The 14,305-nt window shown below is 69.1% G+C and carries 14 protein-coding genes; 5 read left to right on the top strand and 9 right to left on the bottom strand.

The window, feature by feature from the left end; translation table 11 throughout:
• Positions 1-62 precede the first annotated feature (62 nt).
• Positions 63-389 carry a heat shock protein HspQ gene (gene hspQ / locus BLW27_RS06095; protein WP_089880910.1) on the bottom strand — a complete coding sequence of 109 codons (327 nt, stop codon included), beginning with the start codon at positions 387-389 and terminating at the stop codon, positions 63-65.
• A gap of 223 nt (positions 390-612) precedes the next feature.
• On the opposite strand from hspQ, the gene BLW27_RS06100 reads away from it, so the two are divergent.
• Positions 613-1,203 (top strand): transglycosylase SLT domain-containing protein, encoded by a 591-nt coding sequence (locus BLW27_RS06100; RefSeq protein WP_089880913.1) that lies wholly within the window; start codon positions 613-615, stop codon positions 1,201-1,203.
• Positions 1,204-1,206: 3 nt separating this feature from the next.
• Here BLW27_RS06100 and BLW27_RS06105 read toward each other — a convergent pair whose 3' ends face one another.
• The 7 genes from BLW27_RS06105 to BLW27_RS06135 all read right to left on the bottom strand — a co-directional run bounded on the left by BLW27_RS06105 (position 1,207) and on the right by BLW27_RS06135 (position 7,763).
• Positions 1,207-1,788, bottom strand: coding sequence for a LolA family protein (locus tag BLW27_RS06105; RefSeq protein WP_089880917.1), 582 nt, complete (start codon positions 1,786-1,788; stop codon positions 1,207-1,209).
• 227 nt (positions 1,789-2,015) lie between these two features.
• Complete coding sequence (locus BLW27_RS06110; RefSeq protein ID WP_089880921.1) at positions 2,016-3,047, bottom strand: threonine aldolase family protein; 1,032 nt, start codon at positions 3,045-3,047, stop codon at positions 2,016-2,018.
• 13 nt (positions 3,048-3,060) lie between these two features.
• Positions 3,061-3,513, bottom strand: a complete 453-nt coding sequence (locus tag BLW27_RS06115; protein WP_281242722.1) for a YcgN family cysteine cluster protein — start codon at positions 3,511-3,513, stop codon at positions 3,061-3,063.
• Entirely contained in the window at positions 3,510-4,442 is a 933-nt protein-coding gene (locus tag BLW27_RS06120) for a bifunctional riboflavin kinase/FAD synthetase (protein ID WP_089880925.1), read from the bottom strand. Before BLW27_RS06120 ends, BLW27_RS06115 begins: the two co-directional genes overlap by 4 nt.
• 78 nt (positions 4,443-4,520) lie before the next feature.
• Entirely contained in the window at positions 4,521-5,174 is a 654-nt protein-coding gene (locus tag BLW27_RS06125; RefSeq protein WP_089880928.1) for a YggS family pyridoxal phosphate-dependent enzyme, read from the bottom strand.
• Complete coding sequence (locus BLW27_RS06130) at positions 5,165-6,649, bottom strand: tetratricopeptide repeat-containing sulfotransferase family protein (protein ID WP_089880931.1); 1,485 nt, start codon at positions 6,647-6,649, stop codon at positions 5,165-5,167. Before BLW27_RS06130 ends, BLW27_RS06125 begins: the two co-directional genes overlap by 10 nt.
• Before the next feature lie 100 nt (positions 6,650-6,749).
• Positions 6,750-7,763: a porin gene (locus tag BLW27_RS06135; protein WP_089880933.1), complete on the bottom strand. Its 1,014-nt coding sequence runs from the start codon at positions 7,761-7,763 to the stop codon at positions 6,750-6,752.
• A 332-nt stretch (positions 7,764-8,095) separates the two neighbouring features.
• On the opposite strand from BLW27_RS06135, the gene BLW27_RS06140 reads away from it, so the two are divergent.
• On the top strand, positions 8,096-8,533 hold the full coding sequence (locus BLW27_RS06140; protein ID WP_089881882.1) for a DUF3576 domain-containing protein: 438 nt from the start codon (positions 8,096-8,098) through the stop codon (positions 8,531-8,533).
• A 92-nt stretch (positions 8,534-8,625) separates the two neighbouring features.
• Here the strand turns inward: BLW27_RS06140 and BLW27_RS06145 are convergent, their stop codons facing one another.
• Complete coding sequence (locus tag BLW27_RS06145; RefSeq protein WP_089881883.1) at positions 8,626-9,885, bottom strand: glycosyltransferase; 1,260 nt, start codon at positions 9,883-9,885, stop codon at positions 8,626-8,628.
• A gap of 170 nt (positions 9,886-10,055) precedes the next feature.
• Here BLW27_RS06145 and leuS point away from each other — a divergent pair, with 170 nt between their 5' ends.
• The 3 genes from leuS to holA all read left to right on the top strand — a co-directional run bounded on the left by leuS (position 10,056) and on the right by holA (position 14,233).
• Entirely contained in the window at positions 10,056-12,644 is a 2,589-nt protein-coding gene (gene leuS / locus BLW27_RS06150) for a leucine--tRNA ligase (RefSeq protein WP_089880936.1), read from the top strand.
• A 70-nt stretch (positions 12,645-12,714) separates the two neighbouring features.
• Entirely contained in the window at positions 12,715-13,188 is a 474-nt protein-coding gene (gene lptE, locus BLW27_RS06155) for an LPS assembly lipoprotein LptE (protein WP_089880941.1), read from the top strand.
• A 19-nt stretch (positions 13,189-13,207) separates the two neighbouring features.
• Positions 13,208-14,233, top strand: a complete 1,026-nt coding sequence (gene holA / locus BLW27_RS06160) for a DNA polymerase III subunit delta (RefSeq protein WP_089880944.1) — start codon at positions 13,208-13,210, stop codon at positions 14,231-14,233.
• The last annotated feature ends 72 nt before the right edge of the window (positions 14,234-14,305 follow it).

Genomic DNA, 14,305 nt, shown 5'->3' on the forward strand with positions numbered 1-14,305 from the left:
CCGCAGAACGCTTCCGGCGCTGTCAGACGCCCCGGCCACGCGGGCGCGACACGCGCAGGCGTTCAGTTCAGCTGGAAGTGAAGCTCGTAGCTGCCGTCGACGAAGGCGCCGAACAGGTCGGGGATGTCGGGGTGATCCACCGGCTCGCCCGAATAGTCGGCGACCAGGTTCTGTTCCGACACGTAGGCCACGTAGAAGCTTTGCTCGTTCTCGGCCAGCAGGTGGTAGAACGGCTGCTCCTTGGCCGGCCGCGCCTCTTCGGGAATGGATTCGTACCATTCGTCGGTATTCGCGAATTCGGGGTCCACGTCGAAGACCACCCCCCGGAAGGGATGCTTGCGGTGGCGCACCACCTGGCCCAGATTGTATTTCGCGCGCTGTTTATGCATGTCGTGCCTCTGCAACTAATCTAGTCCTCTTCACATCAAGTGTCCAATCGATCGCTGGAAATGGCGGGAAACACACTGTGATCCAGCGTCATACAGTGCTTGCCATACGCATTGCCGGCGGCGCCCCGCCGAAAACGTGATCGCTCCCACGCCCTTGGCCATTTCGCCGCAGTCTCACATCGTCTATGCTTTCAGAAAAAAGACGACCAGAGCATGAGGCAACATGAGCAGATGGCTTCGCGCGTTGGTGATCGTCCTTCTGGCGGCGTCCTGTGGCGGCGGCGGATCGGGGGTGGCACCGCGCAATCTCGATGACGCGTGTGCCATCCTGGGCGAACGCCCGGGATATTACCGCGCCTTCCGCAACGCCGAGCGACGCTGGGGCGTTCCCGTCCCGGTCCAGATGGCGACGATCTACCAGGAAAGCAAGTTCATCTCGGACGCGCGCACGCCGCTGCGCTACACGCTGGGGGTCATCCCCGTGGGCCGGCAAAGCTCGGCCTTCGGCTACAGCCAGGCGCTCGACGGCACATGGGACGAGTATGTCCAGCAGCAAGGCAGCCGCCGGGCGCGCCGGGACGACATCCGCGACGCGACCGACTTCATGGGCTGGTACATGACCGCCTCGACGCGCGAACTCGGCATCCCGCTGACGGATGCGCGGCGCCAGTATCTGGCCTACCACGAGGGCCGCGGCGGCTATCGCAGCGGTTCGTACAATGCCAAGAGCTGGCTGCTGCGCGTGGCCGACGAGGTCGGCCGCCGCGCTGTCGTCTACGACGTGCAGTTGCAGAACTGCCGCCACGCGCGCTGATCGCTAGTTCACCCGCTGGGGGTCGAACACGCTGTTGGGGATGTTGGCGGTCTTGCGCAGGCCGCCCAGGGCGACGGTGGTGGTGCCGTTGCCGTCCTCGATCACCCACTGGCGCAACTCGACCGGGTTGTCGGTGAACTTCAGCCGGATCCGGCCGTATTCGGGCCGCTGGGGATCCTGCGCCGTGACGATGGTCGCGGTGCCGTCGTATTCGTGGCCGACGACCATGCCCGCGCGGGTCAGGTCGACGTTGCGGTCCAGAATGATGGACAGCGGGGTCTGGCTCAGCGGGTAGGTGTTCGGCTGCCCGCCAGCCTTGCGGTCCATCACGTAGACCGCCCCGGCCGAGGCCAGCACCAGCGCCTGTTCCGGCGGATCGTAGTCGAAGCGCACCTTGCCCGGGCGCTTGATCGCGAGATCGCCGGTCGAGATCGTGCCGTCGCCGTTGATCTGGGTGAATTCCGCCTCGGCCGATTTGATCGAGTTCAGATAGGCCGAAATCTCGCCCAGCGAGAGCTGGTCGGCGCGCGCCGCGCCCGTCAAGGCAAGCACGGAGGCGATGGCGGTCAGGATGAGTCGCTGCATGAATGGTCCTTCCTGCGGGTTCGGCGCTGTCTTGGCACGGCGATTGCGGTCATGCGATAACAGCGCCTTTCAGTCGGATATCGGTACCCTGTTACACGCGATCAAGCCCGGCGCGTCCGCGCGGGTTCCCTGACGCGGCAGGAAGACCGCGCCGCCGCACCTTCGTTGCGGAAAAATAACCGCGGCAACGCTCCGCAGGCGTGGGGCGCAGAGACCCGACCGCCGCGTCACATATGCCGCTTCAGCGCCGCCAGCAGCGCGTCGACGGCGCCTTGGCCGGTCGACCAGTCGCAGACGAAGCGCCCGGGGATCAGCCCGTCCTCTTCGTCGAAGGTATGATAGACCGCGCCCTCGGCGTGCAGCGCGTCATGCAGGCGGGCCGGCAGGTGCGCGAACAGCATGTTGGCGTGGGTGTCGTTCTCGATCTTCACGCCCTGCGCCTCCAACCCGGCGCGCAGCATGTCGCAGGCGGCGTTGGCGCGCTTGGCCAGCTCGTGCCACAGGTCGCCCTCGAGGTAGGCCTTCATCTGCGCCGCCAGCATCCGGTGCTTGGAAAACAGGTGCCCGCCGCGCTTGCGTCGCTCGGCGAAGCCGCGCGCCAGGCCCGGGTCGAAGAAGATTACCGCCTCGGCGCCCAGCAACCCGTTCTTGGTGCCGCCGAACACCGCCACGTCGACGCCGGCCTTCCACGACATCTCGGCCGGGGTGCAGCCCAGCTTGACGCAGGCATTGGCGAAGCGCGCGCCGTCCAGGTGGACCGGCAGGCCAGCCTCCTTGGCGACGGCGGACAGGCTCGCGATCTCGTCGATCGACAGGACATTGCCGCCCTCGGTCACGCTGGTGATCGACACCGCGCCGCCGACCGGACCGTGGATGCCGTTCGCCTTCGACGCCGCGATCGCGGCGCGTAGCGTCTCCGGCGTCATCCGGTCGCCGTGCGGCACCGGCCACAGCTTAGCCCCGCCGGTGTAGAATTCCGGCGCGTTGCATTCGTCGACATGGATATGCGCATGCTCGGCGCAGAAGATCGACCGGTAGGGCTCGCACAGGCAGGCCAGCGCAAGGCTGTTCGCCGCCGTGCCCGTGGGCACTAGGAACACGTCTGCCTCGGGCGCCTCGAAAAGGGCGCGCAGCTTGTCCCTGACCTCGGCCGACAGGGCGTCGTTGCCGTAGCCCATCGCGTAGCCGTCATTGGCCTCGGCCAGCGCCTCGAGCACGGATGCGTGGGCCGGGCCGCTGTTGTCGGATGCGAAATGCATGGGGGGCGTCCTCTCAATCGTCGATGATGTGATCTTCCCAGTCCTCGTCCGCCACCTCGAACTCGGACACCGTGCGGTGCTGCATGCTGATGCCGGCCTCGTGCACGCTGTCGGTGCGCCCCGAGATCAGCGGGTGCCACGGCTCCAGCGGGCGGCCCTGCCATAGCCGCTTGTAGCCGCAGGTGTCGGGCAGCCAATAGGCATGATCGCCGATGTTGCGGGGCGTCATAACGATGCATTCCGGTACGAACTGGTGGCGGATCGGGTATTGCGAACACCGGCAGGTGGAATCGTCGAACAGCCGGCAGGCCACCCGGGTCAGCGCGACCTCACCCGTGTCCTCGTCCTCGAGCTTGTTGAGGCAGCACTTGCCGCAGCCATCGCACAGCGCCTCCCACTCGGCGCGGTTCATCTGGTCCAGCCGCTTGCGCTCCCAGAAGCGCGGGGAGAGCGTGCCGTCGCTCACAGCGCCTCCAGCAGGGTGCGGGCGCGGGCGCAGTCGGCGTCCATCTGCGTGATCAGGGTACCGACCCCGTCGAACCGCGCCTCGGGGCGCAGGAACTCGACCAGCGCGACCGACAGCGTGGCATCGTACAGGTCGCCGGCGAAGTCGAACAGGTAGGTCTCGATGTTGGGGCGGTTCTCGCCGAACATCGGCCGCACTCCGACCGAGGCCGCGCCGCGATAGCTGCCCGCGTGCGGGCCGTCGCGCACGTCGACCAGCACCGCGTAGACGCCGAAGCGCGGCGGATGCAGACCGTCGATGCTCATGTTCGCGGTGGGATAGCCCAACTCGCGCCCGCGCCGTTCCCCGCCCAGCACCGGTCCCTCGATCCGGTGCCAGTGGCCCAGCAGCGTTGCGGCGTCGCGCGGGCGGCCTTCGGTCAGTGCGGCGCGGATCGCGGTCGACGATACCTGTTCGTCGCCGTTGTGCAGCAGCGGCGCCACGGTCACGCCGAACCCCATCTCGGCGCCGAAGGCGGTCAGCGCCTCGGCGTCTCCCGCGCGGCCCTTGCCGAAGCGGAAGTCGCCACCCACCACGGCATGGCGCAGGCCCAGCCCGTCGCGCAGCACGCGGGCGGCGAAGTCGCGCGGGCTCAGTGCGGCCAGGTCGGCATCGAACGGGATCTCGTATAGCCGCTCGACCCCCAGCTTCGCCAGCCTGGAGGCGCGCGCCTCGCGGCCCATCAGGCGGAAGGGGGCCGAGTCGGGCGCGAAGAACTGGCGGGGATGCGGCTCGAATGTGACCACGCCCAGCGGCGCGTCGGGGCACGCCTTGCGCGCCAGTCCGATCACCGCCTGGTGGCCCCGGTGCACGCCGTCGAAATTGCCGATCGCGGCGCTGGCGCCACGATCCTCGGGGGGTACTTCGCGATGATCCCGACAGATGCGCATGGGCGCGGCTTAGCGGCCCGTGGGGGCGCATGCAAGCGCGGGCAGGGGCAGGCCGCGCGCGACGCGGCGGCGCACCGGTCAGCCGTAGTCGCGCTCGCCGAAGATGGCCGAGCCGACGCGCACATGGGTCGCACCAAGGGCGATCGCTTCCTCGAAATCGGCGCTCATGCCCATCGACAGGCCGGCCAGTCCGTTGCGCGCGGCAACCTTCGCCAGCAGCGCGAAATGCAGGCTCGGCGTCTCGTCGACAGGCGGAATGCACATCAGTCCGCGCACCGGAAGGTCCAGATCGCGGCACTCGGCGATGAAGGCGTCGGCCTGGTCGGGCAGCACGCCGGCCTTCTGGTCCTCTTCGCCGGTGTTGACCTGGACGAACAGGTCGGGGCAGTGGCCGATCTCCTGCGCGATGCGGGCGATCGTGTTGGCGATCTTCGGCCGGTCGACCGAGTGGATCGCGTCGAACAGCTCCATCGCCTGCCGGGTCTTGTTCGATTGCAATGGCCCGACCAGGTGCAGCTTGATCCCGTCGAAGCGTGCGCGGAAATCCGGCCACTTGCCGGCGGCCTCCTGGACCTTGTTCTCGCCAAAGACGCGGTGACCCTGCTCCAGCACCGCCTCGACGCGGTCCAGCGGCTGGACCTTGGACACGGCGACCAGCGTGACCTCGGACGGGTCGCGGCCGGCCTCGGCGCAGGCCCGTGCTACGCGGTCGGTGATGTCGGTCAGTCCCATGGTTGGTCTCCCCAGGCGTCAATGAAGGGCTGCATCTCGGATTCGTACTTGCGCCAGGCCTGCCGGCGCCCGGCATGGATGGGCTGACGCACCTGTGCCACGCTCAGGGTGCGCACGCTGCCCGATCCCGCCGCCGGGTCCAGGCACGCATCCTCCCACTCGAGCCCGGCCGCCGCGACCAGCGCGCGGGTCTGCGCTTCGGGATCGGCGACGAGATCCTCGTACCGGATCTCGTGCAGGGCCTCGGGCATCCGTGCGCGCCAGTGGGCGATCGCTGCGCGGAAGGCCTTGATCGCGTCGGCGATGTCCGTCAGCGCGTTGGCGTAGCGGTGCTGGCCCAGGCGGAACTGGTTTCGATAGATCGACAGCGCGATGTCGCGCGGGTCGCGGTGCACCACGATGATCCGCGCGCCGGGCATGCCGCGCCGGATCAGGCCCAGGATCTGCTCGGTCATCATCGCCTTGTCGGTCACCACGCCCGACGCGGCGCCGGTGTCGCGCGTCGCCAGCCGCGCCCAGTCGGCGGCCCAGTCGACCAGCGCGTCGTCGGGAATGTCGGCCAGCGGCGTCATCGCCTCGGGCGGGCCGAAGCGCAGGCGCGCGCGGCGCAGCGCGTGCCCCATCTCGCCCCCTGCGGTGGCGCCGCTGTGACGCGCGATGATCCGTTCCACCAGCGTGGTCCCGGACCGCGGCATCCCGACGATGAAGACCGGGCGCGGCTGCATCCGCGGCCCGCGCGGCGTCAGGTCGGCCCCCTCCTGCGCGGCCAGTGTCGCGGCGGCCTGCTGCGCGCGGGCCTCGGAATCGTCGGGCGCCAGCCGCGCCTGCGCGGCGTTGGCCGCGTCGAGATAGGCAAAGACGCGGCGCGGCTCGTCCAGTTGCTCCATCGCCGTGGCCAGCGCGAAGCCGAGGTTCATCCGCCCGGTATCGTTCAGCCGCTTGTCCTTCCACAGCGCCAGCATCTGGCGCAGGACCGGGTCGTTGCGCGTCACGCGGTGCGCGGTCATCAGCATGCGGTAGAGGTCGGTATCGGCCGGGCTGCGCCTGAGCAGCTTGATGAGCGCGCGCTCGGCGGCGTCGAACTCGCCCAGCGATTGCTGCAGGTGCGCCTTCTCGGCGCGCAGCTTCACCGATTTCGGATCGCAGGCGATGGCGGCGTCGCAGGCGCTCAGCGCCTCGTCGGTCAGGCCGAAATGCCGCAGCCGTGCCGCGAGCGTCGACCATGCGCGCGGATCGTCGGGCAGCAGCCGGGTCACTTCGCGCAGTTCCGACAGGCAGGCGTCGCGGTCCCCTTGGTCGAAGGCGTTGGTCGACAGGTGGATGCGCGCCTCGGCGAAGCCGGGATTGGCATCCCGCAGCGCGCGCCAGGCTTGCGCGGCCTCGTCCAGCCGGCCCTGCGCCTGAAGCGCGCGGGCCTGCGCGATGGTCCCGTTCCTGTCGATCGGTCGCGTGCCGTTCGTGCTGTCTGCAGGCATCTTGCGCCCCTGTCTGTCCGCGATGTGCTTACGAAAGGGGGGCACAAAAGAAAAGAGCGGGCGCAAGGCCCGCTCTTCCCCTAGCCAATGGCTGGTGTCCTTAGAAGGACATTGCCAGACCCAGCGAGTAGTTGTCGCCGGTTTCGTCGACGCCGCCAGCGTCAACGTCGCTTTCGGCGTAGCCGGCCTGCACGACGAGACCGCCGCCGAGGTCGTAGTTCATCGACACTGCGTAGCCGCTGGTTTCGTCGCCGTCGACGCCGTTGACGTCGTCATAGACACCGTAGTTCACGCCGAGCGACAGGGCGTTCATGGTGTATGCCACGCCGATCGCCGAGTGAGTCATGGTCTCGTCCCAGTTCTCCTGGTTGTACTCGGAGTAGTTCAGGACGACCTGGATGCCGGCATCGGTGGTGGCCGACAGGCTTGCACCGGTGACGCTGTAGTCGCCGTCCGAGCCCGGAACCAGGACGTTGCGGAACGAATTGTTGTCGATCTCGGTCTGCTGGTGACCGATGCCGAAGCCCAGGTTCACGCCGGCCAGGTCGGCAGCATACGAGAAGCCGATGCCGTAGACCGCTGCGTCTTCGCCGGTGTCGTCGATCTCGACCGACACGTGGCCGGTGAAGGCGTCGTACGAATACGAGAAGCGTGCGATCTGCCCATCATAGAAGCCGTCGAGGCCCGCATTGCCGTTGTAGCCGGCATGCGCGGTCTCGGTGTCGTCGATGGTGCCGACCAGGCCGACTTCGGTCATTGCCGCGTCGAACGCGCCGTCGGTGTCGCCCATGTCGAGGCGTGCACCGCCGAAGGCCAGGAACCAGGTCGCGCCGTCATCGTCGGTTCCGTGCGGACCGGGGGCTTCGTCGAGCTGGACCGACGCGCCGAAGGTCAGGCCGTTGTCGGCTTCGCCGGTCATGGTGAAGGTGACTTCGACGTCGGTCCACAGCTGGTCGACGTTGTCGTTGTCGTAGCCCAGGATCGGGTCGGCCGCGTCATAGCGGTCGCCGCCAACAATACCGACTTCCGCGGTGCCCGAGACTTCGACGCCCTGAGCGGACGCGATGCCTGCGGAGGCAACCAGTGCAGTGGTCGCAAACAGGATCTTTTTCATGGTTTCCCTCATGTGTTCTAAGGCACGTACCAAACCGGGTTGCCCGTCTTGATGAGGGTTCTATGCGCCCTGCGGACGCGGCTTCGCAACCCTTGGACAAACCGTGTCGGCAACGAGCCGTTTTGTGATGCGCAATTGCCACAAGGTCGCCAATCGCGCGGTGCGGCGCCGGCAACGGGGTCCGCACGGGCCCGGATAACAACCGCTTGTCGCGCGGCGCCTCTCTCTGTAGGAAGATTCAGGGTTCAATGGCGATCGGGGGCCAAATGCGGCGCATGCGAAACGCTTTCGGCATCGGAATTGCGGCGGCTCTGCTGCTGTCGGGATGCGGAATGTTCACCGGAGACCGGTCGCGCGCGCCGGTCGACACGCCGCCGGCCGACGAGATCATGGACGATATCGTCTATGAAGATTACGGCCCGCCCAGCTCGACCATCTGGGACCTGTTCCGCGAACGCGGCGACCAGGGGCAGGTGGGGGCGGTCAACCGCTACATCTGGAATGCCGCGCTGCAGACGCTGGATTTCCTGCCGGTGCAGTCGATCGATCCGTTCACCGGGGTCATCGTCACCGGCTTCGGCACCCCTCCGGGCGGCGGGCAGGCCTATCGCGCGACGATCCACGTCGACGATCCGGCGCTGGACGCGCGCTCGCTGAACGTGGCGCTGCAGACGCGGTGGGGACCCGTGGCGCCCGAGACCGTGCGCGCGATCGAGGATGCGATCCTGACCCGCGCCCGCCAGCTGCGCCAGCAGGACAGCCGGCTCTAGCGGGGCGCGGCGGGGCATGGGGGGCACCGCCCCCGGCCCGCCGCCGAGATGCTCGCGACAGGAAGAATCGGCGCGCGTGAAGCCGTGCGGGCTCAGTCCCGCGGCGGGCGCGGGTCGAGCGTTTCCAGGTGCTCGACCCAGGCCATCTGCGCCGGCAGGCACACCGTTTCCAGGTCGTAGTGCTTCAGCACGTGCTGCCGCGCCGCCCGGCCCAGCCGCGCGCGCCTGTCGGGATCGTCCAGCAATTCGCCAAGGCGCGCGACCAGCGTCTCGCGGTCGAAGAAGTCCGTCAGCACGCCGGTCTCGCCGTCGGAGATCGCCTCGCGTACCGGGGCGGTGTCGCTGGCGAGGATCGCGCATTCGGCGGCCATCGCCTCGAGCAGCGACCACGACAGCACGAAGGGGTAGGTCAGGTAGACGTGGACGCTGCTGGCCTGCAGCATCGACAGGTAGCGGTCGTAGGGCACGCGGCCCAGGAAGTGCACGCGCGCCATGTCCGCTTCTGGGATGCGGGGACGCACCTCATCGAGGAAGATCTGCTTCCACGTCTGCCCCTTCGGCGGCGCCGAGCCGTAGCTCGTCCCCTCGGCGCCGATCAGCACCACGTGGGCGCGGGGGCGTGTGCGCAGGATCTCGGGGAGGGCTCGCATGAAGACGTGGTAGCCGCGATAGGGCTCGAGGTTGCGGTTGATGAAGGTCACGACCTCGTCGTCGGGGGTCAGCGTCACGGTGTCCGTCACCGGCAGGCGCGCGCCCGGATCCGGACGCACCACGCCCGTGTCCACGCCGTCATGCGCCACGGTGATCCGCTCGCGCACCGGGTCCGGATAGGTGCCCGCCTGGAAATGCGTCGGCGACAGGCCGGCATCCATGACCTCGGCGTGCAGCCGGTTGTTGAGGTTCTTCAGCCGCAGCCGCAGCGCGTCGGTGGCCGGGTCGCGGGGCGGGAACTCCGGGTCGAAGGTGGTGAAGTCCGGCGTGCTCAGGTGGTAGAGCTCGCAATAGAGCCCCAGTCGCGCCTCCGGCCAGACATCCTTGAGGAACAGGCTCTCGCCCCAGCCGTGATGCGCGCAGATGACATCCGGCGCGTAGCCCTGCGCCTTCAGCGCGGCCGCCGCCGCGTGGCAGGAATGGCCGCGCAGGACCTTGGTTTCGAAATCCGCAAGCCACGGATGGATCTCGCGGGTGCTGGCGCCGCGGATGGCGTAGGGCAGGATGCGCACGCCGTGCCAGGTCTGTGCCTCCTTCACCCGGCAGGTCAGCGCCGTCACCCGGTGCCCCGCCCGCGCCAGCGCCGGGGCGAGGTGCTTGAACTGCCCGGGGAAGTTCTGGTGGATCAGCAGGATGTCCATGCGGCCGGGCCCGTTGCGTCGCGTCACGCCCTTGTGGCACGCGCTCGGCGCGCCGCCAATGCCGCCGGCCGCGCGCGGGAATTTCCGCAGCCCCCGCGCCACAGGCTGGACCCCGCGCCCGCATCCGCCTATCACCCGGCGGCACGCACCGCCCGCCAAAGGATACCCGCATGTCGCGCTACGACCCCGCCTCGATCGAGCCGAAATGGCAGGCCGCCTGGGAGCAGGCCGGAACCTTCCGCGCCGAGATCGTGCCCGACCGGCCGAAATACTACGTGCTCGAGATGTTCCCCTATCCCTCGGGGCGCATCCATATCGGTCACGTGCGCAACTACACGATGGGCGACGTCATCGCGCGCCACCGCAAGGCCAACGGCTTCAACGTGCTGCACCCGATGGGCTTCGACGCCTTCGGCATGCCGGCCGAGAACGCCGCGATGGCTTCGGGCGGGCACCCGAAGGACTGGACCTACGGCAACATCGACACGATGGTCGGCCAGATGAAGCCGCTGGGCTTCGGCCTCGACTGGTCGCGCATGTTCGCCACCTGCGACGAGGACTATTACGGCCAGCAGCAGGCGCTGTTCCTCGACTTCCTCGAGAAAGGCCTGGTCTACCGCAAGAACGCGGTTGTCAACTGGGACCCGGTCGACATGACGGTGCTTGCGAACGAGCAGGTGATCGACGGCAAGGGCTGGCGTTCGGGCGCGCCGGTCGAGCGGCGGGAACTCACGCAGTGGTTCTTCCGCATCTCGGACTATTCCGAGGAATTGCTGTCCGCGCTCGACGCGCTCGACGACTGGCCGGCCAAGGTCAAGCTGATGCAGGCCAACTGGATCGGCAAGTCGCGCGGGCTCCAGATGGCCTTCGGCCTGATCGACGGACCCGAAGGCCACGACCGCGTCGACATCTACACCACCCGCCCCGACACGCTGACGGGCGCCAGCTTCGTCGGCATCTCGCCCGACCACCCGCTGGCCCGCCGGCTGGAGAAGGACGACGTCGAGCTGGCCGAGTTCAACGCCGAATGCCGCCGCATGGGCACCTCCGAGGAAGAGATGGAGAAGGCCGAGAAGCGCGGCTACGACACCGGGCTGCGGGTGCGCCACCCCTTCGACACCGCGTGGGAGCTGCCGGTCTTCGTGGCCAACTTCATCCTGATGGATTACGGAACCGGCGCGATCTTCGGCTGCCCCGCGCACGACCAGCGCGACCTGGACTTCGCGCGCAAGTACGACCTGCCGGTGAGATCCGTCTTCGTCCCAGCCATGGGCGAGGAAGGCACCTTCATCCTGCCCGAGGACGGCGGCCCCGCCTACGTGCCCCCCAAGCCCGAAACCGTGCGCTACGTCGCCGGGTTCGCCGGCGAAGAGGCCCAGACCGGCGACGCGGCGATCGACGCCGCCATCGACTTCTGCGAGGAGAACGCCGTCGGGCAGGGCGTGACCAAGTTCCGCCTGCGCGACTGGGGCCTGTCGCGCCAGCGCTACTGGGGCTGCCCGATCCCGGTGGTGCATTGCGACACCTGCGGCGTCGTCCCCGAGAAGAAGGAAAACCTGCCCGTCGCCCTCCCCTACGACGAGGACGGCAAGCCCATCGACTTCTCGATCCCGGGCAATCCGCTCGACCGGCACCCGACGTGGCGCGACTGCGCCTGCCCCGCCTGCGGCGCCCCCGCGCGGCGCGAGACCGACACGATGGACACCTTCGTCGATTCGTCGTGGTACTACGCCCGCTTCACCGCGCCGGACGCCGGCACGCCAACCGACCTGAAGGCCGCCGAATACTGGATGAACGTCGACCAGTATATCGGCGGGATCGAACACGCGATCCTGCACCTGCTCTATTCGCGCTTCTTCGCCCGCGCGATGCAGATGACCGGCCACCTGCCCGACAAGTGCATTGAACCGTTCGACGCGTTGTTCACGCAAGGAATGGTCACGCACGCGATCTACCAGACCCGCGACCCTCAGGGCCGCCCGGTCTACCACTACCCCGAGGACGTGACCCTGCGCGAGGGCCGCGGCTATCTCGCCGACGGCACCGAGGTCGAGATCATCCCCTCGGCCAAGATGTCGAAGTCCAAGAACAACGTGGTCGACCCGGTGGCGATCATCGGCACCTACGGCGCCGACACCGCGCGCTGGTTCGTGCTGTCCGACAGCCCGCCCGAGCGCGACGTGGAATGGACCGCCGCCGGCGCCGAGGCCGCCCACAAGCACCTGTCGCGGGTGCACCGCATGGCATCGGAAATCGCCGGCTCCGACGCGCCCGAGACCGCCGAGGACGAACCGCTTCTGCGCGAGATGCACAAGGCGATCCGTGACGTTTCGCTGGGGGTCGAATCCTTCGGCTTCAACGCAGCCATCGCGCGGCTCTACGCCTTCACCAACGCGCTGGGCAAATCCCGAGCGGGCGCCGGCGTGAAACGGCAGGCGGCGCGCGCGCTGGCGCAGCTGATGGCGCCGATGACCCCCCACCTGGCCGAGGAGATGTGGCAGTTGCTGGGCGGAGAGGGCCTCGTGGCCGACGCGCCCTGGCCCGTGGCCGACGAGTCCATGCTGGTCGAGGACACCGTCACCCTGCCGATCCAGGTCAACGGCAAGCGCCGGGGCGAGATCACCGTGCCGAACGACGCGCCCAAGGAAGAGGTTGAAAAGGCCGTCCTCGCGCACGAAGCTGTGGTGCGCGCGCTGGAGGGCGGCGCGCCCAAAAAGCTGATCGTGGTGCCGGGGCGGATCGTGAATGTGGTCGTGTAGCGAACGGAAGAACGGGACGGCGGGCAGGGCGGCAGGCGGACGCTTCGGCCGACGCGCTTTCTGCCTGGGAATGGGCTCCGGCGCAGCCGCCCTGTCGCTGGCGGGCTGCGGCTTCGCGCCGGTCTACGGCGCGGGCGGCGCCGGCGGCAAGCTGCTGGGCGAGGTCGCCTTGCCCGAACCCGCCGGCCCGATCGGCTACGTCTTCAACCGCCGGTTCGAGGAACGGCTTGGCCGCGCCGGGCCGGATGCGTCTTACGCCTTACGCCTGGCCCTCGCCACCGACGAAGAGGCGCTGGGCGGCACCTCGGCCGGCGCCACCACGCGCTACCGCCTGGCGGGCGAGGTGCGCTTCACGCTGGTCGACGCGGTGACCGAGCGCATCCTGGTCAGCGACGCGACGCAGGCCTTCACCGGCTATTCCGCCACCGGCTCGACCGTGGCGACGCTGGCGGCCAGACGAGACGCCGAGCAACGGCTCGCAGTGCTGCTGGCCGACCAGATGGTCGACCTGCTGCTTCTGACCGCGCCGGAACTGCCCCGGTGACGGCCCGGCCGAGCACGCCATGAAACTCTCCGCCCGCGACGCCGCCGCCTTCTTCCGCGCGCCCGACCGCGACGCCGCCGGCCTGCTGATCTTCGGCGAGGACACGATGCGCGTCGCGCTGCGCCGGCAAGAGGTGGTCGCCCACCTGATCGGCCCCGAGGGCGAGGCCGAGATGCGTCTGGCCCGCATGACCGGCGCCGACCTGCGCAAGGACGGCGCGGCGCTGCTGGACGCGATCAAGGCGCAGGGCTTCTTTCCCGGCCCGCGCGTGGCATTGGTCGAAGAGGCGACCGACGGGCTGGCGCCGCTCTTCGCCACCGCGCTGGCCGAGTGGCGCCCGGGCGACGCATTCATCGTCGCGACCGCGGGCTCGCTGACCGCGAAGTCCGCGCTGCGCAAGGCGTTCGAGGGCCACAGGGCCGCCTATGCCGCCGGCATCTACGACGACCCGATGGGCCGGGCCGAGATCGAGGACGCGCTGAAGCAGGCCGGCCTGCGCGACGTGCCCCGCGACCCGATGTCCGCGCTGGAATCGCTGGCGCGCACGCTGGGCCCTGGCGATTTCCGCCAGACGCTCGAGAAGGTCGCGCTCTACAAGCTGGGCGACGACACGCCCCTGACCGCCGACGAGGTGGCGCTGATGGCCCCCGGCTCGACCGAGGCCGATATCGACGAGATCTTTCACGTGCTGGCCGAGGGGCGCACCGGCGACATCGCGCCGGTGATGCGGACCTTGTGGGCGCAGGGTGTCGCGCCCGTGACGCTGATGATCTTCGGGATGCGGCATTTCCGGACGCTCTATGCGCTCGCCAGCGCGCCGGGCGGCCCGAACCAGGGCATCGGCCGCCTGCGCCCGCCGGTCTTCGGCCCCCGCCGCGACCGGCTGCTGAGGCAATCGTCGAAATGGTCCGCCGAGCGGCTCGAGGCCGCGCTGGCCGCGCTGATGGATACCGACCTTGCCCTGCGCAGCGCCGGCCAGCGCGCGCCGGCCGGCGCGCTGGTCGAGCGCGTCTTCGTCCGGCTGGCGCATCTCGCCAACCGGTAGAGTCGCGGCGCGGGCGGAGTGATTGCCCCCGGGCGCGGCCTTTCGTAACGTCGCTCCAAGGACCGGCAGGGG

Origin of the sequence: Citreimonas salinaria (genome assembly GCF_900107235.1) — a bacterium.
GTDB lineage: Bacteria > Pseudomonadota > Alphaproteobacteria > Rhodobacterales > Rhodobacteraceae > Citreimonas > Citreimonas salinaria.

Excerpts from the sequence above, each read along its gene's own strand:
- BLW27_RS06120 (WP_089880925.1), bottom strand. The coding sequence starts at position 4,442 with ATGCGCATCTGTCGGGATCATCGCGAAGTACCCCCCGAGGATCGTGGC.
- BLW27_RS06145 (WP_089881883.1), bottom strand. The coding sequence starts at position 9,885 with ATGGACATCCTGCTGATCCACCAGAACTTCCCCGGGCAGTTCAAGCAC.
- BLW27_RS06110 (WP_089880921.1), bottom strand. The coding sequence starts at position 3,047 with ATGCATTTCGCATCCGACAACAGCGGCCCGGCCCACGCATCCGTGCTC.
- BLW27_RS06100 (WP_089880913.1), top strand. The coding sequence starts at position 613 with ATGAGCAGATGGCTTCGCGCGTTGGTGATCGTCCTTCTGGCGGCGTCC.
- hspQ (WP_089880910.1), bottom strand. The coding sequence starts at position 389 with ATGCATAAACAGCGCGCGAAATACAATCTGGGCCAGGTGGTGCGCCAC.
- BLW27_RS06130 (WP_089880931.1), bottom strand. The coding sequence starts at position 6,649 with ATGCCTGCAGACAGCACGAACGGCACGCGACCGATCGACAGGAACGGG.
- BLW27_RS06140 (WP_089881882.1), top strand. The coding sequence starts at position 8,096 with ATGTTCACCGGAGACCGGTCGCGCGCGCCGGTCGACACGCCGCCGGCC.
- BLW27_RS06135 (WP_089880933.1), bottom strand. The coding sequence starts at position 7,763 with ATGAAAAAGATCCTGTTTGCGACCACTGCACTGGTTGCCTCCGCAGGC.
- holA (WP_089880944.1), top strand. The coding sequence starts at position 13,208 with ATGAAACTCTCCGCCCGCGACGCCGCCGCCTTCTTCCGCGCGCCCGAC.
- lptE (WP_089880941.1), top strand. The coding sequence starts at position 12,715 with ATGGGCTCCGGCGCAGCCGCCCTGTCGCTGGCGGGCTGCGGCTTCGCG.
- BLW27_RS06125 (WP_089880928.1), bottom strand. The coding sequence starts at position 5,174 with ATGGGACTGACCGACATCACCGACCGCGTAGCACGGGCCTGCGCCGAG.
- BLW27_RS06105 (WP_089880917.1), bottom strand. The coding sequence starts at position 1,788 with ATGCAGCGACTCATCCTGACCGCCATCGCCTCCGTGCTTGCCTTGACG.
- leuS (WP_089880936.1), top strand. The coding sequence starts at position 10,056 with ATGTCGCGCTACGACCCCGCCTCGATCGAGCCGAAATGGCAGGCCGCC.